Here is a 24,353-nt window from a genome sequence, read left to right as displayed (position 1 = left end):
CGGTCACGCGTTACGACCGGCGCAGCGCCGGATGCTCGGCGATCGCCGCCAACGACTCGGGGTTGGCGATGGCGCTGGACTGCTCGACCTCACGCCCGTTGAGCAGCCGCGCGACCGCCACTTCCACCTTCTTGCCGCTGCGTGTGTACGGCAGTGCCTCGACGCCGACGATCACTTTCGGCACGTGCCGCGGGCTGGCCTGTTCGCGCAAGCGACGCCGGATCGCGTCGCGCAGCGCATCGTCTACCGCGTAGCCGGCGGCCGGCACCACCAGCATGACGATGCGGTCGTCTTCTCCGGTCGATTGGGCGGCGACCAGGCAGTCCGCGATCTCCGGCATCGGCTCGATCTGACGATAGATCTCCGCCGTGCCGATACGCACGCCGCCCACGTTGAGCGTGGCATCGCTGCGTCCGTGGATCACCGCCCCGTGCGAGGTGCTGCTGAAGGAAATGAAATCGCCGTGCGCCCATACGCCGGGAAACCGCTCGAAATACGCCGCGCGATAGCGCGCGCCATCCGGGTCGTTCCAGAACGCGACCGGCATGGACGGAATCGGCTGGGTGCAGACCAGCTCGCCGCATTCATCGCGCACCGCGTCACCGGCTTCGTTGAACGCCGCGGCGGCCACCCCCAGCAGCCGGCACTGGATTTCCCCGCGGCGCACGGGCAGCGTCGGGCAGCAACCGACGAAGCAGGACACGATATCGGTGCCGCCGGAGATCGAGCCCAGCAATACCTCGGCCTTGACCTGTTCGTAGACCCAGTCGTAATCGGCATCCAGCAGCGGCGAGCCGGTCGAGAAGATCACCCGCAGCGCGGCGAGATCATGGGCCGTTCCGGGCGTAAGCCCGGCATTGCGGCAGGCACCGATCCACTTGGCGCTGGTACCGAAATGCGTCACGCCACGCGCGGCGGCCATCGCCCAGAGCGCGTCGAGATCGGGATAAGCCGGGTTGCCGTCGTAAGTGATCAGCTCGGCCCCGGCAAACAGGCCGGAGACGTGCCAGTTCCACATCATCCAGCCACAGGTGGTGAAGTAGAAAAACACATCGTCGCGCTTGAGATCGCCGTGCAGCACCTGTTCCTTGACGTGCTGGATCAACGCCCCGCCGGCCCCGTGTACGATGCACTTGGGCACGCCGGTCGTGCCCGAGGAAAACAGGATATAGACCGGCCGATCGAACGCCCCGCGCTCGAAGCTCGGCGGTGTGCCGTCGTGGTCGGCCAGGGCAACGGACCACGGCGTCATCCCGCGGTCGTCGGGCAACGGCTGCGCCGCGCCCGTATTGTCCGTGACCACGACATGCTCAAGCGACGGAATCCGCTCACGCAACGCCGCGATGCGGTCGAGTCGATCGAATGACTTGCCGCCATACCGGTAGCCATCGACGGTGACGAGCACGCGCGGCTCGATCTGAGCGAACCGATCGACGATGCCGGACACGCCGAAATCCGGCGACGCCGACGACCAGATCGCCCCCAGGCTGGCACAAGCCAGCAGCGCCACGATCGGCTCGTGCGTATGAGCCACCACGCCCGCGACGCGGTCACCGGCTTGTACGCCCACCGAACGCAGAAATGCCTCGAAGGCGCCGACCTGACGATACAGCTCACCGTAGGTCAGTGTTATCGGCTCGCGCGCCTCGGATAGCGCGGTTACCGCCCGGCGGCCGGCATCGCCCTCGATGGCCTCACGCAGCAGATTCTCGGCGAAATTGAAACGCGCCCCGGTGAACCAACGCGCGCCGGGCATCTCCAGCGTATCGAGCACCGCGCCGGCGCCGCGATCGCCGATGAAACCGAAATAATCCCAGAGACTGGACCAGAACGAATCCGGCTCATCGATCGACCACCGGTGCAGCGCCGCATAGTCGTCAACGGCAAACTCAGGTCCGCCCTCGCGCTGGGCCAGCCAGCGCAGGTAATCGGCCAGGCAACTGCCCTCGATCGTTTCGCGGGACGGCTGGTAAACAATCGGGTGTTCAGCATCAACGCTCATGCAGGCACTCACAAAATCGAATATCCGGAAATACGACACCGGCAGTACGGGGCAGCCGGACAATCGCCCGTGGCCGGAGATGGATCAACGCGCGCTATTTCCGCTGATAGGTTCCCACCAGTTGCGTATGCGCGATCACATGGCCCTGCATCGCCTTCAGCAGCGCGGCGCGATTGTTCAGGTTCGACGGCAGCCGCTCATCCAGCGCAAAGAGCTTGAAATGATAATGATGCACGCCAGCGCCCGGCGGCGGGCACATACCATGATAATCCGCGTGATGGGTGCTGTTGTCAGCCGTGACCGCCGGGCCCGGTAGCGGCTGGTCACTGGCACCCGGCGCCAGCACCACGATATCCGTCGCCAGGTTGTACAGCACCCAATGCGTGAATAATCCACCGGGCGCATCCGGGTCGTCCACGATCAGCGCCAGGCTTTTCGCCTGCGCGGGCACACCGGAAAAGGTCAGCGGCGGCGAGGTATTGTCGCCGCTGCAACTGAAACGCTTAGGGATGGGCTGGCCGTTGTCGAAGGCCGGGGAGTGGATCGCCAGCGCCGCCTCGGCCCGGGCGCTGCCGATCAACGCGAGCACCGTTACGATAACCCACCCCAGCCGATAGCCGATCGATTGTCTGCCCATTGCCGCGGCCCGCCATTTGGATTGGGCACTCAGATTATCAAGGACCCGGCATCGGCGTCCCGCGCCGACATCGGCCCGGCCCGCGCGATCAGCGTTCATGCCGCCCGCGGCCGGGGTCAGCCGACGAATCGCCGCGCGTTGGCGAACAGCCGCGCCCAGGGGCTGGCCTCGCCCCAGGAGTCCGGTGCCCACGATAGATTGACCGTGCGTGTGACGCGTTCCGGGTGCGGCATGCAGATGAATACGCGCCCGTCAGCATTGGACAGGCCGGTCACCCCCTGCGGCGACCCGTTCGGGTTGGCCGGATAGGATTCGGCCGCACCGCCGGCGTTCGCGGTATAGCGCATGCCGATCTGTCCGGCCGCGCCCAGACGCTCGATATCCTCGGCCCGGGCGAAACGGGCATAGCCCTCGCCGTGCGCGACCGCGATCGGCATCCGCGAGCCGGCCATCCCGTCCAGCAGTATCGCGTTCGATTCCAGGATTTCCACCGCGCTGGTACGGGCTTCGAACTGGCGCGACGCATTGGCCACGAATTCCGGCCAGCCCTCGGTGCCCGGGATGAGTTCCGACAGGGCCGACAGCATCTGGCAGCCGTTGCATACGCCCAGCGCGAACGTGTCATCGCGCGCGAAGAAATCGGCGAACGCCTTGCGCGCGTTGCGATTGAACAGGATCGACTTGGCCCAGCCCTGGCCCGCGCCCAGCACGTCGCCGTAGGAAAACCCGCCACAGGCCGCCACGCCCTGCATGTCGATGAGCCGGACCTTGCCGGAGACAACTTCCGACATGTGTACGTCGATGGCGTCGAAACCTGCGCGCGTGAAGGCGAACGCCATCTCGTTATGGCCATTGACGCCCTGCTCGCGCAGGATCGCGACCTTCGGCCGCTCGGTGTTGACGTACGGCGCGGCCACATCCACCGCCGGATCGAAGACCGGTTCGGCCGGCAGGCCGGGGTCGCTGGTATCCAGCAGCGCATCGTACTCGGCGTCGGCGCAGGCCGGATCGTCGCGCAGCGCGGCCATGGCATGACTGGTCGCTGCCCAAATCCGCTGGGCCGCCAGGCGTGCAACCGACAACACCTCGGCCCCGCCGTGGCGCGCCACGATGCGATCGGTCGTGTTGACGTCACCGATATCGGTGGCCGCCACGCCGGCATCGCGCAGCGTTGCGAGCGCGGCCTCGACATCGTCCGCCGCGACCTGGATCACCGCGCCCAGTTCCTCGGCGAACAACGCCGCCAGGGGATCGCCGTCGAGTTCATCCAGCGCCACGTCCACGCCCAGCCGCGCGGCAAAGCACATCTCGGCCAGGCAGGCGGCCAGGCCGCCGTCGCTGCGATCGTGATAGGCCAGAATCCGACCATCCGCGGCCAGGGCCTGCACCGCGGCGAAGAAACCGCCCAGCGTGGCCGGCGCATCGAGATCGGGCGCCCGGTTGCCCAGCGCGCCGTAGACCTGGGCCACGGCCGATCCGCCCAGACGATTACGGCCGGCGCCCAGATCCGCCAGAATCAGGCGGCTTTCGGTCACCTCAGGCGACACCAGCTGCGGTGTCAGCGTAGCGCGCGCCGATACCGTCGGCGCAAACGCCGAAACCACCAGTGACACCGGCGCACTCATCGTGCGCGCGCCGGCCGCGCCCGCCCAGCTCGCCCGCATCGACAATGAGTCCTTGCCGACCGGGATCGCCAGCCCGAGCGTGCTGCAGAGTTGTTCGCCCACGGCACGCACGGTGTCGTACAGACGTGCGTCCTCTGCCGGATCGCCGCAGGCAGCCATCCAGTTCGCGGACAGCCGCACGTCGGTCAGCCGGTCGATGCGCGCCGCCGCCAGATTGGTGATGGCCTCGCCGACCGCCATACGGCCGGACGCCGGCGCATCGATCAGCGCGACCGGGCTGCGCTCGCCCATGGCCATCGCCTCCCCGGTATCGCCGGTGAAGGCGGTTGTGGTCACCGCCACGTCGGCCACCGGCACCTGCCACGGTCCCACCATCTGATCGCGCGCGGTCATGCCGCCGACGCTGCGATCGCCGATGGTGATCAGAAACGACTTGCTGGCGACCGTCGGCAGCCCGAGCACGCGCTCGAAGGCGTCGGCGATATCGATGCCGTCGCGATCCCAGGCCGGCAGCTCGCTCTTTGCGTGCGCGGCCTCGCGCTGCATGCGCGGCGCCCGGCCCAGCAGCACATCCATTGGCATGTCGACCGGGCGTGCGGTCTCGGCCGTGGCGGCTTCGCCGTCCTCGACCACCAGGTTCGGCTCGGCGGTCGCCCGGCCCACCACGGCATAGGGGCAACGCTCGCGCTCGGCGAGGGCCTCGAACACATTCAGCGCATCCGACGGAATCGCCACGACATAGCGCTCCTGCGATTCGTTGCACCAGATTTCCATCGGCGACAGGCTCGGATCGGCCGACTGGATGTCCCGCAGGCGGATCGAGCCGCCCCGATCATCCGCATCGATGATCTCGGGCAGCGCGTTGGACAAACCACCCGCCCCCACGTCATGAATCGAGGCAATGGGGTTGCTCTCGCCCAGTGCAATGCAGCCCTCGATCACTTCCTGGGCGCGCCGCTGCATTTCCGGGTTGGCACGCTGGACCGAGGCGAAATCGAGCTCGGCGGACGCCGAGCCGCTGGCCATGGACGAGGCCGCGCCCCCGCCCAGGCCGATCAGCATGGCCGGGCCGCCCAGCACGATCAGGCAGGCCTCGACCGGCACTTCGTGCTTTTCGACGTGGCCCGGGCGCACATTGCCCATGCCGCCGGCGATCATGATCGGCTTGGCGAAACCGCGCAGGCCCGTGGCCGCCGATTCATACTGGAAGGTCCGGAAATAGCCGCCCAGCGCCGGCCGGCCGAACTCGTTGTTGTAGCGCGCCGCCCCGATCGGGCCTTCGAGCATGATATCCAGCGCGCTGGCCAGATGCGCCGGCGCATCGGCATCGGTTTCCCAGGGCTGCAGCGCCCCGGGGATGCGCAGATCGGCGACCGAGAAACCGGCCAACCCGGCCTTGGGCTTACCGCCGCGGCCGGTGGCGGCCTCGTCGCGGATCTCGCCGCCGGCGCCGGTGGCCGCGCCCGGCGCCGGGGCGATCGCGGTCGGGTGGTTGTGCGTTTCCACTTTCATCAACAGATGCACGTCTTCGTCGACCAGGCGATAGACGCGATCGCGATCCACCGTCATCCGGCTCGCGGCCGGGCCGGTGACCACCGCGGCATTGTCGCGATAGGCCGACAGCACGCCCTCGGGCGCGGCCCGGTACGAACTGCGGATCATGTCGAACAGCGAGGCCGCCCGCGGCTCGCCATCGAGGGTGAATTCGGCGTTGAAAATCTTGTGGCGACAGTGCTCGGAATTGATCTGGCCGAACATCATGAGCTCGACATCGGTCGGATCGCGATCGAGCGCCGCGTACTGCTCGGCGAGATACTCCAGTTCCTCGTCGGCCAGCGCCAGCCCCCAGTCGCGGTTGGCCGTGCGCAGGGCTTCCATACCCTTGCGGGCGAGAGGAACGCGCCGCAGCCGGCGCCGCTCCGGGACGGTGAACAATGTGTTCAGCAGTGCCCAGTCGTCGACGATCGATTCGGTCATCGGATCGTGCATTGCCCCGGAAGCAGCCAGCGCCGCCGCGCTCGGCGCGTTGTCGCCGAAACGATAGACCAGCGCGCGCTCGAGCCGGACCAGCGTCTTCACGCCGCTGTTGCGGGCGATGTCCTGGGCCTTGGTCGACCAGGCCGAGACCGTACCCAGGCGCGGCACGACAACCACGCCCTGCGCCCGCGGCGCATCGCCGTCGACCGCCAGCAGACGATGCAAGCGCTCTTGCGTGGCATCGTCCGGCTCGGCGGAAAACGCAGCGATATAGATTGCCTGCACGGCGATCCTGTCGACCCCAAACCCGGCCCGGGCCAGGCCGGCGACCAGACGCTCACGCTCGAAATCGGCCAGCGCGGTCTCGCCGGCATAGATTTCGACCGTCGTTATCGATTCACCAGACTTCGCCACGACAGACCCTCGTTTTGGTTGGCGACATGCACCCAGTCCGGCGTGCAGGCCAGCGCTTGTGCCAGCGCGGCCCGGGCCAGTTCCGGGCGATTGTTGGATTCGGACAGATGCGCGACCACGACATGCTGCAGCGCCCGGGTATCGATATCCGCTACCAGTGCGGCGGCGTCGGCGTTGCTCAGGTGGCCGAGCCGGCCGGCCACGCGGGCCTTGAGGCTGGCCGGATACGGCCCGCCTGCCAGCATGTCGGGATCGTGATTGGATTCGATGATGAGTGCGTCGCAGGCATCGACCATGGCACGGACATGCGGCGTCACGTGGCCGATATCCGACAACACGCCCAGCCGCTGCGCGCCGTTGCCGATGACAAGCTGCGCGGGTTCGCGCGCGTCATGCGGCACCGGATACGGGAATAATTCGAGATCGCCGATGGCGAAGGGTTCGTGCGGGGAATACAACTCGGTGGCCGCGAGCTCGCTGCCGAGCGTCGCCGCGTGTGTGCCCGGCGTAAGCCAGACCGGCAGGTCATGCGCACGCGAGAAGCGTGATACGCCCTTCCAGTGATCGTCGTGTTCGTGGGTAATCACGAGGGCATCGATATCGGCGGGCACGAGTGCCAGCCGCGCCAGGCGTTTCTCGATCTCGCGGGCGGAAAACCCGCAATCGACCAGAAGCCGCGTGGCGCCCTGCTCGACCACCAGCGCGTTGCCCTTGCTGCCGCTGCCCAACAGGGCGAAGCGCATGGCCGCCATACTCAGGAGTGGCTGCCGGAGCCGTGGCCTCCCGAGCCGGGCCCCTGTCGGGTATAGACCGGAAACGGGCGCACCTTCGATTCGCCGTCGGCCGGCGTGATCTTCGCCGTCCCGCGCCGCTCGACCTCGTCGATGCGGATGATCGCGTGCATGGGAACGTAGCTGCGCTTGACCTCGGCGAACTCGTCGGCGAGCTTCTCCTCGGCCGGATCGATCACCAGCGTGGTGCGCTCGCCGAAGACCAGCTCCTCGATCTCGACGAAACCGAACAGGCCACCCTGGGCGACCGAGCGCGCATAGACCTCGTATACTTCGCCCTGGTTGTAGAACGCCACGCGATACAACCGGCGATGGGAATCGGCGTTGGCCATGGGGCGAATCGATCGATGATCGGGTAGAGAAATGGCGGAGAGGGTGGGATTCGAACCCACGTGGGGCGGTTAGCCCCCAACCGATTTCGAGTCGGTGCCGTTATGACCGCTTCGGTACCTCTCCGTTGCTTGTCCGCAGCTGCAGATCGCGACTGACCCCGGCTGCGAAGTCGCGTATCTTAAACGATACGGATCGCTTTCCCAACACTTGATTCGATAATTCTTACAGAAACGTGCCCGATACAATCCGCGGGCCGGGTGCCGGTTCGCGGCGCAGGGCCTCGACACTATTTCCAGGACGCCGCTTCGGCCCGCTGTTCGCGCTGATCGTATTGATCGGGGCCGGCGCGTTGTTGACCACCTGCGTCCATCGTCCCGATGCCCTGACCCAGGTCCAGCGCAGCGGCGTGTTGCGCGTGGCCACGATCAATTCAGCCCGCACTTATTATCTCGGCCCGCACGGCCCCAAGGGGTTCGAATACGACCTGGCGCGCGGCTTCGCCCAATCGCTGGGCGTAAAACTCCGCATGGTCATCGTGCCGGATCGGGCCGCCATCATCCAGGCGGTGAACAGCGGTCGGGCACAGATCGGCGCGGGGCTGGCGATCAGCCCCGGGCGCGATGCCCGCGTGCGCTTCACCCCGCCCTATCTCAGCACCCCGCTGGATGCGGTCTATCGCCAACACGCGAGCAAGCCGACCAAACTCGCCGACCTGTCGGGCCGGCTCGTGCTGCCGGATAACAGCGCGCTGGCGGCCTGGCTGCACCGGCGCCATCCCGACCTGCAATTTACCGTCGACCGGACCGCGAACACCGAGGAGCTCATGGCCCGGATCGCCCATGGCGATATCGATGCCACCGTGGCCAACGCCGACCTGGTGGCCATGAACCAGCGCTATTACCCGAAGTTACGCGTCGGGTTCACATTGAAAGGCGTGCGCCAGCAGATGGCCTGGGCGTTCGCCGGCACCGCGCTTGGCCACCGGCGGGACGGGCTCTACAACAAGGCGATCGCCTACCTCGTACAGGCGCGATCCAAGGGCCGAATCAAGATCCTGCACAACCGCTACTTCGGTCATGCCGCGCGCCTGGGATTCGTCGGCGGCGCCGAGTTCGCGCGCCAGGTCAAAAAACGACTGCCGCGCTGGAAGCACTATTTCAAGAAAGCCGGCCGGGAATACGGCGTGGACTGGCGGCTGCTGGCGGCTATCGGCTATCAGGAATCGCGCTGGAACGCAAAGGCCGCCAGCCCGACCCACGTTCGCGGCATCATGATGCTGACCCGGAATACAGCGCAGCGCATGAACGTCGACAACCGCAGTAACCCGCAGCAATCGATCGACGGCGGCACCCGTTATCTGCTGCAACTGCGCAAACGCCTGCCCAAGACCGTAAAGCCGCCGGATCGCACCTGGTTTGCGCTGGCCGCCTATAACCTCGGGCTCGGTCATGTGCTCGACGCCCGGCGCCTGCTCAAGCGGGCCGGGCGCAATCCGAACGTCTGGGTGAATCTGCGCGATGCGCTGGGCTGGCTGTCGGAAAAGCGCTATCTCCAGCACACCCGCTACGGTTATGCCCAGGGCAAGCAGGCCGTCGCCTACGTCAGCGACATTCGCGCCTACTACGACATCCTGATGTGGATGACCAGCGACAAAAAGCGTCAGCACAAACCGGCGGCACTGGACGAACAACCCTCGGCCAGCGGCGCGGACCAGGGCGACGACAAGAACACGCCGCCGGATATCAGCATCACGTCACCCGCTTTCTGATAACGGTTTCTGGCGCTTGAAAGCCTCGTCCGGCAAGGCGCGGAGGGCCGCATGCCGGCTGCCAGGCCCCGGACGCGGGTCCTTGAAGAAAACGATCCGCAGATTCACGCAGATCGACGCAGATGCGGTTCTGCTTTCGCGGCATGGCGGATTCGAGGCGCGAACAGACGCCAAGTCAACAAACCCGGCGCAGAACAACGGGCAGGCGGTCATTCGCGCCGCGATCGAACCAAGGCCTCCAACGACCAACCGCCATCTGCGTGAATCGGCGTCGATCTGCGGATAAATGCCTTAAGGAACGAAGCGACAGGTCACGCGGCGCCCGAAACCAGGTCGGTCGCCAACCCAGTCCGCCAATGAACGCCGAGTACGCCAATGGCGGACTGGCATTTCGACCGGACGGATGAGCGGCGCCGTTGTGCTTTTCGGACTTCGCTCGGCGAAGAAAACTGTCCGCAGATCGACGCAGATGCGGCTCTGCTTTCGCGGCGTAGCGGATTCGAGGTGCGAACGGGCGCCAGAGTCGGGCGGGCTCAAAGTCTGCAAACGCGGCGCAGAACAACGGGCAGGCAGCCGTTCGCGCCACGATCGAACCAAGGCCTCCAACGACTAACCGCCATCTGCGTACATCTGTGTTGATCTGCGGATAAATGCCTTAAGGGAACGAAGCGAGCAGTCACGCGGCGCCCCGAAGCCATGGATGTCGCAAAATCCGGCCCGCAAATGAACGCAAAGTACGCCAATGGCGGACTGGCATTTCGACCTGACTGATAAGCGGCGCCGTTGTGCTTTTCGGACTTCGCTCGGCGAAGAAAACTGTCCGCAGATCAACGCAGATTTACGCAGATGCGGTTGTACTCTCGCGGCATAGCAGATTCGAGGCGCGAACGAGCGACAGAGCCGGACAGGACGCCTCACTCGAAGGCTCTCTTTGCGAACGAAGCGTCGACGGCGATTCGCGCCACGATCGAATGATCACCCCTAACGACTAACCGCCATCTGCGTAAATCTGTGTCGATCTGCGGACAAATGCCTTAAGGAACGAAGAGAGCAGTCGCGCCACGACCGAACCAACGCCTTCAGCGATTAACCGCCATCTGCGTAAATCTGCGTCGATCTGCGGACAAATGCCTTAAAGGAACGGAGAAAGAAGTCCTGCGGCGCCCCGAAACCACGGGTATCGCGAGTCCAGTACGCCACGCCCGGGCGCCGGGAGCTCAATGCGCGTCGGACAAAAAAAGAGCGCATGCGGTCCATGCGCTCCATGCGTGCGAGACTGGGCCGGATCAGGCCGAGAAACGGTTATGCAGACCGCATTCGCGGTTGCCCAGCACCTTGGTCGGATCGTAATAATTGTTTTCGTTCGGCAGACCGTGCTCGATCAGGTAGCGCTCCATATCGATCTCGGTCCATTCCAGCACCGGGGCGACCTTGACCACGCCACCGGGCTTGTCCTGCGACACGGTCTCCATGCCCTGGCGGAACGCGGTCTGGTCACGACGCACTGCGGTCAACCAGACATCCGGGCTCATTTCGCGCATGGCGCGGCCGAACGGCTCGAGCTTCACCTCACGGGTGAATTCCTCGTGCTGCGGGTCATCCACATCGGGAATACCCATGATGGCGTCACGCCGCGCCGCCGACATCAAAGGATTGAATACGTGGATGTTCAGGCCGAGCTCGGCGATCAGCTTCTCGGCGAACAGATAGGTCTTGCGCGTGGCGTAGCCGGAATCGATCCACACAACATCCATGTCCGGCTGGGCGCGCACGGCCATGTGCAGGATCACGGCCTCGTAGGGACCGAAGTTGGTGGTCACGATCGTGCGACCGTCGAGCTCGGCGGCCCAGTTCACGATCTCCTGCGGGTGCCGGCCGGCGAGTTCGGCGTTGGCTTGGGCGGTATCGATGTCCATAAGACAAAACCTCACTTGGAGAAGAGCGAGCCGATCACTCGGTCTCGAATGGCTTGGCGCCGATTTTAAGATCTATTCGGTTATTTTGAAGGGCCTTTTCAATATCGTTTGGTTATATTCTTAGCATCGCGCCCGCGTGCATGCGCCGCCCCGTGTATCGGGCTGCAAACTTGGCTACACTTGGGGGTCTACTTCTATCGAGTGCACGCGCTTCCTATGGCCCAGTACATCTACACCATGAACGGCGTGGGCAAGGTCGTCCCGCCGAAAAAGCACATCCTGCGCGACATTTCGCTGTCGTTCTTCCCCGGCGCCAAGATCGGCGTGCTGGGCTACAACGGCGCGGGCAAGTCGACGCTGCTGCGCATCATGGCCGGGGTCGACAAGGAATACGAAGGCGAAGCCCGCCCCATGCCCGGCATCCATATCGGCTATCTGCCGCAGGAGCCGGAGCTGGATTCGGCCAAGGACGTGCGCGGCAACGTCATGGAAGGCCTCGGCGACATCGCGGAAAAACTCAAGCGCTTCAACGAAATCAGCGAAGCCTTCGCGGACCCGGATGCCGACTTCGAAGCCCTGTTGGCCGAACAGGCCGAGCTGCAGGAAGCGATCGACGCCGCCGACGGCTGGGAGATCAACAACACGCTGGATCGCGCCGGCGAAGCCCTCAACCTGCCGCCCTGGGATGCGCACGTCGACAATCTCTCCGGCGGCGAGCGCCGGCGCGTGGCGCTGTGCCGCCTGCTGTTGTCCAAGCCCGACATGCTGCTGCTCGACGAGCCGACCAACCATCTGGACGCCGAATCGGTGGCCTGGCTGGAACGCTTTTTGAAGGACTTCGACGGCACCGTGGTGGCGGTGACTCATGATCGCTACTTCCTGGACAACGTCGCCGGCTGGATCCTCGAACTCGACCGCGGCCACGGCATCCCCTGGCAGGGCAACTATTCCTCCTGGCTGGAACAGAAGGAAAAACGGCTTGAGCAGGAACAAAAATCCGAGGACGCGCACCAGAAGGCGATCAAGTCGGAGCTGGAATGGGTGCGCAGCAACGCCAAGGGCCGACAGTCCAAGTCCAAGGCCCGCCTGCGCCAGTTCGAGGAACTGCAATCGCGCGAATACCAGAAGCGCAGTGAGACCAACGAGATCTACATCCCGCCGGGCCCGCGCCTGGGCGATCTCGTGTTCGAGATGAACGACGTCACCAAGTCGTACGGTGATCGCACGCTGTATGAAAACGTCTCGCTCAAGGTGCCCCAGGGCGCCATCGTGGGCATCGTCGGCCCCAACGGCGCCGGCAAGACCACCCTGTTCCGCATGCTCAACGGCGAAGAGGAACCGGATTCCGGCGAGATCCGCGTCGGCGACACGGTCGATCTGGCCTATGTCACCCAGTCGCGCGAGGAACTGAACTCGGACAAGACCGTCTGGCAGGAAGTCTCCAACGAACAGGACATCCTGACCATCGGCAACTACGAGATCCCGTCCCGGGCCTACATCGGCCGCTTCAACTTCAAGGGCTCCGATCAGCAGAAACGCGTATCCGAGCTCTCGGGCGGCGAGCGCAACCGGCTGCAGCTGGCCAAGCTGCTGCAGAAAGGCGGCAACACACTGCTGCTCGACGAGCCGACCAACGATCTGGACGTCGAGACCCTGCGCGCGCTGGAAGAGGCGCTGCTGGAATTCCCGGGCGCGGTGCTGGTCATCTCCCATGACCGCTGGTTCCTGGACCGCATCGCCACCCACATCCTGGCGTTCGAGGAAGACGACGTGGTGTTCCTGGAAGGCAACTATCAGGACTACGAAGCCGATCGCAAGCGTCGACTCGGCAGCGCCTCCGAAGGCTCGGCCAAGGCCAAGCACCGCAAGCTTGCCTGATCGCCGTTAGAACAGCACAACGCGACAAGCCCCGGTCGATCGACCGGGGCTGTTCCTGGTCTCGCCGCATCAGCACCGGGCCTCGCCGTTTCATAGCCGCCCGCCGCGCTGGCGCCGCGCATGCTCCCGCTTGGCGCAACTGATATCGGTCGCCAACTCGGGCTTCCGGAACTGCCCTCGTTGCCCATCAAGCGCCACTCGAATATCAAGCATGCACGGCAGCGCGCTGCCATCGCCGAACTGGCCGCCGCCTTCCGGGGCGCCACGCGGCATTGATCACCAACGCGCCCGGCGCGCACTGTCAGTCTTTGCCACATCCGGCGGCCTCAGCCCGTGACGCCGCAACCACGGCATCCACTCGATGCCCATGACTGAACAGCCGGCCGAATTCCTGCCCGTCAGCTGCTTTTACGGCTCAGAGCAATCCGACCCATACGGGCTTTCGGTTACACGCGCCTTTCGGGCCTTGATCAAGTGAATCAATAACGCGATGGAGGCCGCCATGAGCGCCCCGACGGGCAACCAGGCTGCGGCTATATGTGCGCCCAACGCCGCCGAACCGAGCGCGGCCCCGATACCACTGCCCAGATAATTAGCCGACGAATTCCAGGCGACGGATGCCGTAGCATGCCGGGGTGCATGCGTGACCAGGGCGTGCTGTTGCGGCGCCATGCTGGCCCAGCCACACAAGCCCCAGATAAAGCACCCCGCACCCGCCAGGGCGATCGGCGCATATCCAACCAGAACAAAACCCACGCCCAATAGCGAGATCAGTATTGACGTCGCTTTTATTGGCGTCACGTATCGATCGATAAACCGGCCAATCAACAATGCGCCCAGCATGCCGCCGATACCCCACAACCATATGAAAGTATCGGTCACAGCCCCCATGGCCCGGGAAGACAATATCTCAGCGATATAGGTATAGAGTCCCAGTGACGCGATGCCAGTCCATAGCGTCACACCCAGGGTGGATAGGGTAAACACATCCTTCAGCGCACCAAGTCGCTCTCGCCAAGCCATGGGTTCCGATCCGGGGTATGCACCGGCCCGCATCATGAGGCCGAATGCCGAAAGAAGCCCCAGAAAGACAATGAGCGCTATCGTCGACCGCCAGCCGAAATACGCCTCGATCAGGAGGCCGAACGGCACACCGAGGGCCGTTCCGACACTCAAACCGGCCAGCACCAGGGACAAGGCGCGACCGCGCTGTGACGGGCCCACCATGTTGGCGGCACTGGACGTCGCCAGCGGCGAGTACATGCCGGCCCCGACACCGGCAATCAAGCGGGCGGTCAAAAAGACACCCAATGTGGGCGCAAGCGCCGTGATTATGTTGCCGAGCGTGAACACGCCCATACCCGCCAACAAGGCCGCTCGCGTGGTATATCGTGCGGAAACCGGCGCCAGGGCAGGCGCGCTGATCGCGTAAGCGCCGGTAAACAGGGCGACGCCTAGCCCGGCCATCGCCTGCGTCGTTTGCAAGTCCTGGGCGATGTGCGGCAAAAGGCCAGCAAGCACATAGGCATCCAGCCCAAGCGCGAAACCGCCGAGCACCACCGGCCACAACAAATAAATCATGCCCCCGACTCCTGTCTCAACACCGTATCCAGGAGCCCCGGGAACTTTGCGTCCAACAACTCACGCCGCAGGCTGATCCAGCAGTTGCGGCCCTCCGCGCGCGTGGTGGTGATGCCGGCCTTTCGCAGCGTCCCGGTGTGATGCGTCACCGTCGATTTCGGCATGTCCGGCGCCAGGTCGAGACTGTTCACGGCATCTCGCCTGGCCAGGATGCGCACCATTTCCAGCCGTGTCGGATCGCTCAAGGCGAAAAGCACTTGGGCCAGGCTCACTTCCTCTGGAGACGGATGCTGATAGATGCGGGGCATAGCGCATTAACTGTTCGAATTTATTCGAACAATAATAGTTCGGCATTCGCCGAACAGTCAACGCGCGTTGGTCGCGGCAGATCGGGCTTGTATCGTCGCCTCGGTACGATGTATGGGTACGATCACTTGTATCGCCAGTGCGGCGCGCAGGGACACTGCTGTCAGCCAGCGCCCGAACCGGTAGGAGGCCGTCATGAGCGACCATTTCTTCGCCACCCATTTTGGGACCTACCGCGTGGATCAAACACCTGAGGGCCCCCGCCTGTCCGGCTGGCAAGCGGACCCACAGCCGACGGCCTTCGGCCTGAGTTATCTCGAGCTCGCTCGGCATCGCTGTCGCGTCGTCCAACCCATGGTGCGGCGCGGCTGGCTTGAAGGGAATGCACAATCGATACGCGGCGCCGACACGTTCGTTCCCGTGGCCTGGGATACGGCCACGCAATTCGTCGCCGATGAGATTGACCGAATCGCAGGCAACTACGGCAACCGGTCGATCTTCGCTGGGTCGTACGGCTGGGCCAGTGCGGGTCGCTTTCATCATGCGCAAAGTCAGATCAAGCGCATGCTCAACCTAGCCGGTGGCTTCACTGCGAGCCGACACAGCTACAGCTACGGCACCGCCAGTGCCTTTCTGCCGCATGTCCTTGGGCCGGAGTACGCGGGCACGAACGCCTGTGCCCCAAGCTGGGATCAGATTGTCGACCATACGGATTGCCTGATGGCCTTCGGTATGCGCCTGACCAACGCACAATGTGACCCGGGTGGCGTTGGACGCCATACGGTCGAACAGTGGCTGGGCCGGGCGCTCGATCGGGGAATGCGACTGATCGTGGTTTCTCCGGACACCGCGGATAGGCCCGACCACCCGAACGCGGAACATCTCGCGATCCGGCCAAACACCGATACCGCCTTGCTGCTGGCCTGCGCCCATGCTTTCATTCGAAACGGCGAGATCGATCAACGGCAAATACGGCAACTGACCACCGGTTTCGATCGGCTGGCCGCCTATGTCACGGGCGACGCCGATGGCGTGGCCAAGACTCCCGAATGGGCCGCGCGCATTACCGGCGTGCGTCAGTCGCAGATCGAGCGCTTCATCGAGGCGCTGCGCGTGCCGACCAGTCTATTGAATCTTGGCTGGTCCCTGCAGCGGGCAAGCGCCGGTGAGCAGCCTTACTGGATGGCGATCGCACTGGCTGCGATGCGCGGGCAGATCGGCCGGCCGGGCGGCGGCTTTGCGTTCGGGCTGGGCTCGGTCAATTCGGTGGGTCAGCCGGTTCGCCGTCTCAAGGCGCCCGGACTCGATCAGGGGCACAATCCGGTGAGCGACTTCATTCCGGTAGCCGCGATCGCCGACTTGCTCGCTAACCCCGGCGGCGCCCTCGAATACAACGGCCAAACGCTTTCACTGCCCGATATACGACTGGTCTACTGGGCCGGCGGCAACCCGTTCCATCACCACCAGGACCTGAACCGGCTGCGACACGCCTGGCAGCGACCTGAAACGATCATTGTTCACGAGCCGGTCTGGACCGCGACGGCACAGCATGCGGATATCGTGCTGCCCTCGACGCTACCGTTCGAACGCAACGACATCGCCGTATCGAGCCACGACCGGACGATCGTATTCAATCGCGCCACCCATGCACCCTATGCCGATGCCCGCGACGACCATCAGATCTGCACGATGATCGCTGACCACCTCGGCGTTGCCGATAAATTTGCCGAGCAGCGCAATACCGAAGATTGGCTGGCCTATCTATACGCCGGCTACCGAGAAAAATTTCCCGAGTTGCCCGACTATCGAACTTTTCGTCAAAAGGGCATCCACACCCTGGACGATGAACTGGAAGCGCCACGCTCGACGACGCTTCTGGCCGAATTTGCCGAGGCGCCCGAGGCTCACCCGTTGTCAACGCCCTCGGGTCGCATTGAACTGTTCTCTGAAACGATCGCGAGCTTTGCCTATGGGGACTGCCCGCCCCATGCAAGCTGGGTTGCCCCCAAAGAATGGCTGGGCGGCGAGCTGGCACAGACCTACCCACTGCACCTGCTTTCTCCACAGCCCGCGAATCGGTTGCACAGTCAACTGGACGCGGTAGGCGCGAGTCAGCGTGACAAGGTCGCCGCGCGCGAGGCCGCGGTGTTCTGTACCGAGGATGCCGTTATGCGTGGAATCCGCGAAGGCGACACCGTCAAATTGTTCAATGCCCGGGGCGCTTGCCTGGTCGGCGCCACTCTGTCGGAAACGCTGATGCCCGGCGTCGTCATATTGCCGACAGGGGCCTGGTATACCCCGGAAGATCCGACGGATTTTGCGAGTCTCGAACTGGCCGGCAATCCCAACGCAGTCACTCAGGATCGGCGCGCTTCCCGGTTGTCCCAAGGTAGTGCCGCACACAGTTGCCTGGTGGAAGCCGTACGGCACGAATGACGGCCACTCGAACAGGCCGTGCACGCGCATCCCAGCACCCACCGTTAATCGCTGCCGGTCGCGAAATAACGGCTCGGCGTCGTTCCTGGCGAGCCAGGACATCCCCGATCGCAACGAGGTTGGCCCGCGACCGAATCATCCGCCTCTACCGTGCGACGCGGCACCGAGTCGATTGTTGTTTCGCGCGTCATCGAAGCGTCTATCTCTGCAAGACAGCCGGCGCTACAACCTGGGCAGAGCCGTTATCAATAGACGGCCATCAATGGTTAGCAAGCCGACCCCAATCAACGCGACGCCCGCATAATCGGCCGGATGGAGTGATTCGCCGAGGACTGCAACGCCCAGGACAGCGGCCACCGCGGGAATCAACAACGTGACCAGCAACAGATTGGTCGCCCCCGCACTCTGTAGCAAACGGAAGTACAGGATATAGGCCAAGGCGGTCGAAAAGAGGCCGAGGGCGATGAGCGCCATCCAGACCGCCGGACCGATGCTTGTCGACGGCAGCGCCGAGCCGGAAACAAGCATCAGTAACGGGAGTACGAGGCTGGACATCGTGACCTGGCCTGTCGCGACCGCGATCGGGTCGACCCCCATGCGTTTGAAGCGGCGCCCGTACACGCCGGCGCAGGCATAAGACAGTGCCGCGCCGACGATCGCCAGTTGTGCCATGAGGTCCTGACCGAGGTGAATCGCGCTATTGCCACCGACAACCAGGGCAACGCCGAAAAAACCCACGACGACACCGACCACCTTATTCGGCGTGATCCGCTCGTCGGGCAAGCACACGGCGGCGACCAGTATGGTCAGAAACGGCGTGGTGGCGTTCAGGATGGAGGCCAGTGCCGCGCCGATCTGTTGTTGTCCCCACGCGATAACAGAGAACGGCACCACGTTGTTCAGCACGGCCATGACGGCGAACGCGGCCCAGGTGCGCCGATCACGCGGGATGCGGACGCCGGAGAGCAACGAGCCGAACCAGAGCGCGACGGCCGCCAGCGTAACCCGCAGGAATACGATCGTGAGTGGCGAGACCGAGTCGAGCGCGATCTCCACGAAGAAGAACGACCCGCCCCAGAGAAGCGCGAGCGCCAGGAGCATCGCCCACTCCCGTGCGCCCATCCGTGGTTTGATTGCACTCATTGCCGAGAACCTCGCGTGATACTGGACACGAGATAGTTCTAGCGGATGGCACGCCCCGGCACAGTCTAATTCTTGCGCTTGTTCTCAGCCGCCTGCGCTGCAGCCGTCGTTTGCGCGCGAGCGCCTGCCGGCGGATTGGAGTCCTTTGCTTCGCGCTCAAGCAGATCGCGCTTTCGCGCGACGCCCCATCGGTATCCCGACAGCTGTCCGTCGGTCCGCACGACACGATGACACGGAATCGCGATTGCCAACGGATTGGAAGCGCAGGCCCGAGCGACCGCGCGTGCGGCCCTGGGCGAACCGATTCGCTCGGCAATCTCGGCGTAAGTCGCGGTCTCGCCGCAGGGGATTGTTTGCAGTGCCTGCCAGACGCGCTGCTGGAATACGGTGCCTTGCAAGTCCAGCGGGAGATCGAGGCCGCCCCGGGGCAACGCCACGAACCCGACGACACGGGCGACATGGGCTTCGAACTCTGCATCGCCGCCCATCAGGTCCGCGCGCGCAAATCGATCCTGCAACTCGCGCACGAGCGCATCGGCGTCGTCGCCGATCGAGATGGCACAGATCCCGCGCTCCGTTCCGGCCACCAGGATCGCGCCGAAGTCGGTTTCACCGACAGCGAAGCGGATGACGTGATCGGCGCCACCGTCGCGATACGACCTGGGGGCCATGCCGAGTGAGCGAGCAGCCGACGTATAGAAATGACCGCTCGAATCGTAACCGGCGTCGAATACCGCATCGGTCACGCGTTGCCCGTTGGCAAGTGCGGTGCGCACGCGCTGCTCGCGACATGCGATCGCATACTGGCGCGGCGTCATCCCCACGGTCTGTTTGAACAGCCGATGAAAATGGAACCGGCTCATGCCGACGTACGCCGCGAGCTGGGTCAGTTGCGGTGTCTTCTCGCTTTCCTCGATCAATCGACAGGCGCGTGCAATCGTGTCGGCCTTGCGTTGCGCCGGCGCGATCCGGTCGGGCGTGCATCGCTTGCAAGGTCGAAAACCGGCCCGTTCGGCCTGGGCAACGCTTTCGAAAAACACGACATTCTCAGGCCGTGGCGGCCGTGATTTGCAGCTCGGCCGGCAGTAAACACCCGTCGTTTTAACCGCATAGACAAACACGCCATCGGCGCGGCCATCGTTGGCCAGGACCGACGCCCATCGGCTTTCATCGTGCTCTGTGCTCATCTCTGGCTGGCTCGATATTCGGGTACTGGCCATCAATCTACATCGACAACAAGCACGATGCGCTTTGAAGATTGCTCTGTAATTCAGCGAGCGAATGATCGGCGGCGGCGACCACGGCCCACCCCGCTGTCGCCCGCGATGCAATGCCGGCCATGGCTGTACGGAATGCGCCGCGCAACCGCCGCATGGCTGCGCCGACATGCTGACAAAAACCCGCTCAGCGTAACGCGTCAATCAATTTGCCGAGCCCTCTGATCGCCCTGTGCGTGGCCGCGTTCCATGGTTGCGCGCAGTTGAAACGAAAATGACCGGCAAAACGCGATCGGTCGGAAAACAGAGTTCCCGGCGCGATGCTGATGCCGAGTTCCAGTGCGCGGCGATGGAGGTCCCGTGAATCAACGGGATCCGGCAACGCGATCCATAGCAATATGCCACCACTCCCGTGCCGATCTTCGGCCTCCTCGGCTCAGCCGCGATATTCGGCGAAGCGATCGGCTATGGAAAAGTCCTGGCCGCCGTTCTGATTCTTCTCGGCCTGATCCTCATCACATCGGCGCAGTGGATCAGACAGCGATCGATATTGCGCCCATCGACCGGCTGAGCGCTGCCGAACAAGGTGACGCCGGCCCCCACTGACCGGCGCCTCGCCGTGTCTTTCAACCCGGCAGCGGACGCGTCTTCATCCGCGGCCGGGCATTGGCTAGACTGGCCGGATGCAAAATACAGACACGCTCGATCAAATCCTGTTCCAGCTGACCCGGCTGGCCGATACCGCCGAAGCGCGACTGGCCGATGAGCGCAGCGCGCTCGGCGGCGATATCGACTGGTCGGCCCATGCCTTTCGCTGGCGTGATGATGGCCGGCTGCAGGCGATTGCCGCGCCCAGCACCATGCCGCTCGACCGCCTGCACGGTGTCGACCGGCAGAAGGAACGGCTGGTCGCCAATACCCGCCAGTTCGTGGCCGGCCGGCCGGCCAACAACGCCCTGCTCTGGGGCTCGCGCGGCACCGGCAAATCCTCGATGGTGCGCGCGCTGTTGTCCGAATTCGCCGACGACGGATTGCGCATCATCGAGGTGCCGGCACATCGGCTGGTCGATCTGCCCGACCTGGTCGCCCGGCTGGGCGGGCGCGACGAGCGCTTCATCGTGTTCTCGGACGATCTGTCGTTCGAGGCCGGCGACGGCAGCTACAAGGCGCTCAAGGCGGTGCTCGACGGTTCGCTGGCGGCCGCGCCCGAGAACGTGCTGATCTATGCCACCTCCAATCGGCGGCATCTGCTGCCGGAGTATCAATCCGAGAACCAGGCGTCACAGACCGTGAATGCCGCGACCGGAGAAATCCATCACAGCGAGGCAGTCGAGGAAAAGATCTCGCTATCGGAGCGGTTCGGGCTGTGGCTGTCGTTCTATCCGTTCGACCAGGCCCACTACCTCGCCATCGCGGCCCGCCATCTGGCGGCCTACGGCATCGACGCCGAAGTCGGCACCGATCAGCCGTGGGAGCGGGCGGCGCTGCAATGGGCGCTGGCGCGCGGCAACCGCAGCGGCCGCACGGCCGAGCAGTTCGCACGCGATTGGGCGGGCCGCGACGCCTGACGCGCCGTTCGGCGCGCCCGGCCGTGTCAGCCGGGCGCGTCGGGCTCGGCGTATGTCAGTCTGACGCCACACACTCGGCAGATGTAAGCGGTCCCCGCCCGGGCTCGCTTGTGCCGGATACTCGTCAGCCAGGCCGGTTCGTCACAGCCACAGGCGTACCGATAACGCCTGAGCTGGCGCGTCGGCTGCGCGGGCAGTGCGTGGCACGGCGAGGCATCGACGCCGAAAGCCTGCATCAACGCCTTCCATTCCGCGCCGTGGGGCTTGGCGCGGCGACCGTATAGCCGATAGATCGCCACGTGCGCGACTTCGTGCGGCACCGTTTCCGCCAGCATCTCCTTCGGATGCGAGGCCAGCAGCGCGGCATTGAGCCGGACGTGGCAGCGCCGGGTGCGCCGGGCGAACACGGCCTGGCCGGCGGCGCGGCCGCGCAGATCGAAGCGCACTTCGGGCACGGGCAGCCGGCGCGGGCTGGCGCCGGTGATCTCGCGCGCGCGGCCGATCCAGTATGCGGTCAGCTCGCGGGCGCGCGCCTGCAGATCGTCGGCGTCATCGAGTGCCAGGGACTGTTGCTGTTTCATACGAGGCCCGCGTTGGTGCCGCAAATCGTGCCAGGCAAGGCGCGAACTGCCGGTCGTGGCGGGCCACGATCAAGATGAACAACGCCGCATGGCGCGATTTGCGGCACCAACCCCTTGGGACAGCGGCCCTTGGGCCGCAATCCAGCGTTGCCGCTCGCTTGTGTAGAACGACTACACCGCACTCGCGGCGCCTCGCCTTGCAGCCCAATGGCCGCTGGCGCGGTCTCGTATGAGGCGGCAACAGTCCCTGGATTGTGCTGAACAGGCCGCGCCATCGAAACCGTGGAGACAAAGTATCGGCACTCAGGATACCCGCTTGTGCCCGGTTTTGCCGCCGGCCGGCGCCTGGGTGAAGGCCTGCACCTGGGCCAGCGCGAGACGCTGGCGGCGAACCCAGTCGGCATCGTCCAGCTTGCCGCGCACGTTGAACGGAAAGCGCCGGCTCATCTCCGCGAGCCGGCGATCCGCGGCCTCGGCGGCGGCGCGCAGACGGTCGTGTTCGACGCGCAGCGCGACCACGTCGTCCGGCAGGCCGGGCCCGCGTACCAGCGCCCGGGTTTCCGACCAGGCGGCCACCAGCGCCGAGCGATCGCCGCTGCGGTAGGCGCGCAGGATCCGGGGCCAGAGGCTGGCGCGCGCGTCGTCCGCGGCCGCCGGGTCCACCGCGGGATGCGCCACGGCCACGAGCCCACGGAAGATAGTGCGCACGTCATCGGCCTCGGCGCGCGACAGGCTCGGCCACTCGCTGCGCGCGAGCACGCGCTGGTAGCGCGGCGCGGCCGCCGACTCGGCCAGATCCACCGCCAGATCGCCGAAGGCACGCCAGTAACGGGCCGCCCATTCCGGGCCATCGTGATAACGCCAGTCGTATTCGATCGACAGGGCATGCGCCAGCTGCCGACGCAACTCACGCGTGGCGACGCGCAGCTCGTCGTAGGCCGGATGGGCGCTGTGATGGGGGGCAACTCGACGGTTCGACATGGTCAGACTCCTGTGTCGCGAATGTCGCTGTTTCGACTCAAGACACAGCATGCAACCGCCGGTGGGTCAGAATACGACCCTGAGCTGTAAAAATTTACAGTTCGTAAATGGCCGCGGCGTCGGCCAGCCGCCGGGCGGCGGCCTCGCGCAAGGCCGGCGGCGCGACCACCTCGACCTCCGGCCCGTAGGCCAGCACATCGCGCAACAGTTCCTCGGCCGCGGCGTACGGCACGCGCAGCTCGTAGCGACCGTCGTCGCGCCAGGTGCCGACCTGGTCGGGATGCCACTGCTCGTCGGCCACCCAGCGTGCCGCGGCGGCGGTGAAGCACAACACCGCGGTATGCGCGGCCTCGCCGGAGAAGATGCCGTAACCCCCGCCGAGCCGGGCGTCCAGCGTGGTCGCGTCCATGTCGGCGGCCGGCGCGTCGCTGATGACCGCCGACTGGATCCGGTCGATCGAGAAACTGCGCAGGCCATCCGAGCGGTGGCACCAGGCATCCAGATACCAGTTGTCGCGATAGTAGACCAGCCGCTGTGGCGAGACTGTGCGCTCGCTGATCACATCCCGCGCCCGGCCGTGATAGCGCATCGCCAGCCGCCGCCGCATGGCAGTCGCCGCGGCCACGTCGGCGAACGCCGGCCCCGGGCGTCTCGCGGTCGCGCGCAGCACGCGCGTGCGCGCCGACAATTCGCCGGTGCCCATCGCCCGCGATTCCAGAATCCGCTCGAGCCGGCGCCGTACCGGCGCCAGATCGGCCGACAACAGCCCGGGCTCGAGTGTTTCCAGCAGCTGATCCATGGCCAGCAAAGACACCAGCTCCGCGGCATCGAACCACAACCCCGGCAGCTCGAAGCGCGCATCCGCTTCGCCGTGATAGTAGTAACCGTTGTATTCGCGGTCGTATTCGATCGGCGCATCGAGATACAGCCGCATCTCGCGGATAATGCGTTTGACCGTGGCCGGCGAGCATTCCAGGCGCCGTTCCAGCGTGGCCTTGGGGATCGGATGATGCGCGCCGGAGAGTTGCTTGTGCAGCGCGTAGATGCGGTCGAAGACGTTCATGCACCGAGTCTCGCATGTCGCGGCCGCCGTGATGAATGCCGTTTCCGAATGAACTTGTCGGCCCACGGCGGTCAGACGGTGGAACCCTTGACGCCTGCGGCAGGGAATCGCTTGCAGCGTCGCCCTGCAGTGGACA

General features: G+C 65.2%; 20 protein-coding genes and 1 tRNA gene. 7 read left to right on the top strand and 14 right to left on the bottom strand.

What is annotated here, in order from left to right; all coding sequences use genetic code 11:
• Nucleotides 1-10 precede the first annotated feature (10 nt).
• The 6 genes from ACS8YF_RS05215 to ACS8YF_RS05190 all read right to left on the bottom strand — a co-directional run bounded on the left by ACS8YF_RS05215 (nt 11) and on the right by ACS8YF_RS05190 (nt 7,902).
• Entirely contained in the window at nt 11-2,002 is a 1,992-nt protein-coding gene (locus ACS8YF_RS05215) for an acetoacetate--CoA ligase (protein WP_440849163.1), read from the bottom strand.
• A 94-nt stretch (nt 2,003-2,096) separates the two neighbouring features.
• On the bottom strand, nt 2,097-2,582 hold the full coding sequence (locus ACS8YF_RS05210; protein WP_440849162.1) for a YbhB/YbcL family Raf kinase inhibitor-like protein: 486 nt from the start codon (nt 2,580-2,582) through the stop codon (nt 2,097-2,099).
• Nucleotides 2,583-2,755: 173 nt separating this feature from the next.
• Complete coding sequence (purL, locus tag ACS8YF_RS05205; protein ID WP_440849161.1) at nt 2,756-6,655, bottom strand: phosphoribosylformylglycinamidine synthase; 3,900 nt, start codon at nt 6,653-6,655, stop codon at nt 2,756-2,758.
• The gene (locus ACS8YF_RS05200) at nt 6,631-7,398 is read right to left on the bottom strand and encodes an MBL fold metallo-hydrolase (protein WP_440849160.1); all 768 of its coding nucleotides are present in this window, start codon (nt 7,396-7,398) and stop codon (nt 6,631-6,633) included. Before ACS8YF_RS05200 ends, purL begins: the two co-directional genes overlap by 25 nt.
• Before the next feature lie 11 nt (nt 7,399-7,409).
• On the bottom strand, nt 7,410-7,778 hold the full coding sequence (locus tag ACS8YF_RS05195) for a DUF1820 family protein (RefSeq protein WP_440849159.1): 369 nt from the start codon (nt 7,776-7,778) through the stop codon (nt 7,410-7,412).
• A 32-nt stretch (nt 7,779-7,810) separates the two neighbouring features.
• A tRNA-Ser gene (locus tag ACS8YF_RS05190) sits at nt 7,811-7,902 on the bottom strand.
• Between the two features lie 109 nt (nt 7,903-8,011).
• Between ACS8YF_RS05190 and mltF the strand changes: the two genes are divergently transcribed.
• On the top strand, nt 8,012-9,547 hold the full coding sequence (gene mltF, locus ACS8YF_RS05185; RefSeq protein ID WP_440849158.1) for a membrane-bound lytic murein transglycosylase MltF: 1,536 nt from the start codon (nt 8,012-8,014) through the stop codon (nt 9,545-9,547).
• Nucleotides 9,548-9,629: 82 nt separating this feature from the next.
• Nucleotides 9,630-9,833 carry a hypothetical protein gene (locus ACS8YF_RS05180; protein WP_440849157.1) on the top strand — a complete coding sequence of 68 codons (204 nt, stop codon included), beginning with the start codon at nt 9,630-9,632 and terminating at the stop codon, nt 9,831-9,833.
• A 1,000-nt stretch (nt 9,834-10,833) separates the two neighbouring features.
• Here the strand turns inward: ACS8YF_RS05180 and ACS8YF_RS05175 are convergent.
• Nucleotides 10,834-11,463, bottom strand: coding sequence for a phosphoadenosine phosphosulfate reductase domain-containing protein (locus ACS8YF_RS05175; protein ID WP_440849156.1), 630 nt, complete (start codon nt 11,461-11,463; stop codon nt 10,834-10,836).
• 216 nt (nt 11,464-11,679) lie between these two features.
• Here ACS8YF_RS05175 and ettA point away from each other — a divergent pair, with 216 nt between their 5' ends.
• Together ettA and ACS8YF_RS05165 are read left to right on the top strand one after the other, a co-directional pair.
• Nucleotides 11,680-13,341, top strand: coding sequence for an energy-dependent translational throttle protein EttA (ettA, locus tag ACS8YF_RS05170; protein ID WP_440849155.1), 1,662 nt, complete (start codon nt 11,680-11,682; stop codon nt 13,339-13,341).
• A 120-nt stretch (nt 13,342-13,461) separates the two neighbouring features.
• Nucleotides 13,462-13,617 carry a hypothetical protein gene (locus tag ACS8YF_RS05165; RefSeq protein WP_440849154.1) on the top strand — a complete coding sequence of 52 codons (156 nt, stop codon included), beginning with the start codon at nt 13,462-13,464 and terminating at the stop codon, nt 13,615-13,617.
• A 132-nt stretch (nt 13,618-13,749) separates the two neighbouring features.
• On the opposite strand, the gene ACS8YF_RS05160 is transcribed toward ACS8YF_RS05165, so the two are convergent.
• On the bottom strand, nt 13,750-14,901 hold the full coding sequence (locus ACS8YF_RS05160) for an MFS transporter (RefSeq protein ID WP_440849196.1): 1,152 nt from the start codon (nt 14,899-14,901) through the stop codon (nt 13,750-13,752).
• A 17-nt stretch (nt 14,902-14,918) separates the two neighbouring features.
• Nucleotides 14,919-15,230 (bottom strand): ArsR/SmtB family transcription factor, encoded by a 312-nt coding sequence (locus ACS8YF_RS05155; RefSeq protein ID WP_440849153.1) that lies wholly within the window; start codon nt 15,228-15,230, stop codon nt 14,919-14,921.
• Between the two features lie 193 nt (nt 15,231-15,423).
• Between ACS8YF_RS05155 and ACS8YF_RS05150 the strand changes: the two genes are divergently transcribed.
• On the top strand, nt 15,424-17,664 hold the full coding sequence (locus ACS8YF_RS05150) for a molybdopterin-dependent oxidoreductase (protein ID WP_440849152.1): 2,241 nt from the start codon (nt 15,424-15,426) through the stop codon (nt 17,662-17,664).
• 222 nt (nt 17,665-17,886) lie between these two features.
• Here ACS8YF_RS05150 and ACS8YF_RS05145 read toward each other — a convergent pair whose 3' ends face one another.
• A complete protein-coding gene (locus ACS8YF_RS05145) occupies nt 17,887-18,807 on the bottom strand; it encodes a DMT family transporter (RefSeq protein WP_440849151.1) in 921 nt (306 codons plus the stop codon).
• Between the two features lie 65 nt (nt 18,808-18,872).
• A complete protein-coding gene (ada, locus tag ACS8YF_RS05140; protein WP_440849150.1) occupies nt 18,873-20,027 on the bottom strand; it encodes a bifunctional DNA-binding transcriptional regulator/O6-methylguanine-DNA methyltransferase Ada in 1,155 nt (384 codons plus the stop codon).
• Nucleotides 20,028-20,436: 409 nt separating this feature from the next.
• Between ada and ACS8YF_RS05135 the strand changes: the two genes are divergently transcribed.
• Complete coding sequence (locus ACS8YF_RS05135; RefSeq protein ID WP_440849149.1) at nt 20,437-20,595, top strand: hypothetical protein; 159 nt, start codon at nt 20,437-20,439, stop codon at nt 20,593-20,595.
• Nucleotides 20,596-20,707: 112 nt separating this feature from the next.
• Nucleotides 20,708-21,592, top strand: coding sequence for an ATP-binding protein (locus tag ACS8YF_RS05130; protein WP_440849148.1), 885 nt, complete (start codon nt 20,708-20,710; stop codon nt 21,590-21,592).
• Between the two features lie 26 nt (nt 21,593-21,618).
• On the opposite strand, the gene ACS8YF_RS05125 is transcribed toward ACS8YF_RS05130, so the two are convergent.
• The 3 genes from ACS8YF_RS05125 to ACS8YF_RS05115 form a co-directional block, all read right to left on the bottom strand.
• Nucleotides 21,619-22,173, bottom strand: a complete 555-nt coding sequence (locus tag ACS8YF_RS05125) for a SprT family zinc-dependent metalloprotease (protein ID WP_440849147.1) — start codon at nt 22,171-22,173, stop codon at nt 21,619-21,621.
• Between the two features lie 303 nt (nt 22,174-22,476).
• A complete protein-coding gene (locus ACS8YF_RS05120; RefSeq protein ID WP_440849146.1) occupies nt 22,477-23,154 on the bottom strand; it encodes a hypothetical protein in 678 nt (225 codons plus the stop codon).
• Nucleotides 23,155-23,248: 94 nt separating this feature from the next.
• The gene (locus ACS8YF_RS05115; protein ID WP_440849145.1) at nt 23,249-24,217 is read right to left on the bottom strand and encodes a helix-turn-helix transcriptional regulator; all 969 of its coding nucleotides are present in this window, start codon (nt 24,215-24,217) and stop codon (nt 23,249-23,251) included.
• Between the last annotated feature and the right edge of the window lie 136 nt (nt 24,218-24,353).

It is taken from the genome of Salinisphaera sp. SWV1 (genome assembly GCF_052044155.1).
Lineage (GTDB): Bacteria > Pseudomonadota > Gammaproteobacteria > Nevskiales > Salinisphaeraceae > Salinisphaera.
Note: the sequence above shows the minus strand (reverse complement) of the source record. Positions and strands in the feature narration are given on the sequence as shown.

Coding starts and splice junctions, on each gene's coding strand:
- ACS8YF_RS05215 (WP_440849163.1), bottom strand. CDS start 2,002: ATGAGCGTTGATGCTGAACACCCGATTGTTTACCAGCCGTCCCGCGAA.
- ACS8YF_RS05200 (WP_440849160.1), bottom strand. CDS start 7,398: ATGCGCTTCGCCCTGTTGGGCAGCGGCAGCAAGGGCAACGCGCTGGTG.
- ACS8YF_RS05195 (WP_440849159.1), bottom strand. CDS start 7,778: ATGGCCAACGCCGATTCCCATCGCCGGTTGTATCGCGTGGCGTTCTAC.
- ACS8YF_RS05175 (WP_440849156.1), bottom strand. CDS start 11,463: ATGGACATCGATACCGCCCAAGCCAACGCCGAACTCGCCGGCCGGCAC.
- ettA (WP_440849155.1), top strand. CDS start 11,680: ATGGCCCAGTACATCTACACCATGAACGGCGTGGGCAAGGTCGTCCCG.
- ACS8YF_RS05165 (WP_440849154.1), top strand. CDS start 13,462: ATGCTCCCGCTTGGCGCAACTGATATCGGTCGCCAACTCGGGCTTCCG.
- ACS8YF_RS05155 (WP_440849153.1), bottom strand. CDS start 15,230: ATGCCCCGCATCTATCAGCATCCGTCTCCAGAGGAAGTGAGCCTGGCC.
- ACS8YF_RS05150 (WP_440849152.1), top strand. CDS start 15,424: ATGAGCGACCATTTCTTCGCCACCCATTTTGGGACCTACCGCGTGGAT.
- ACS8YF_RS05145 (WP_440849151.1), bottom strand. CDS start 18,807: ATGAGTGCAATCAAACCACGGATGGGCGCACGGGAGTGGGCGATGCTC.
- ada (WP_440849150.1), bottom strand. CDS start 20,027: ATGGCCAGTACCCGAATATCGAGCCAGCCAGAGATGAGCACAGAGCAC.
- ACS8YF_RS05130 (WP_440849148.1), top strand. CDS start 20,708: ATGCAAAATACAGACACGCTCGATCAAATCCTGTTCCAGCTGACCCGG.
- ACS8YF_RS05125 (WP_440849147.1), bottom strand. CDS start 22,173: ATGAAACAGCAACAGTCCCTGGCACTCGATGACGCCGACGATCTGCAG.
- ACS8YF_RS05120 (WP_440849146.1), bottom strand. CDS start 23,154: ATGTCGAACCGTCGAGTTGCCCCCCATCACAGCGCCCATCCGGCCTAC.
- ACS8YF_RS05115 (WP_440849145.1), bottom strand. CDS start 24,217: ATGAACGTCTTCGACCGCATCTACGCGCTGCACAAGCAACTCTCCGGC.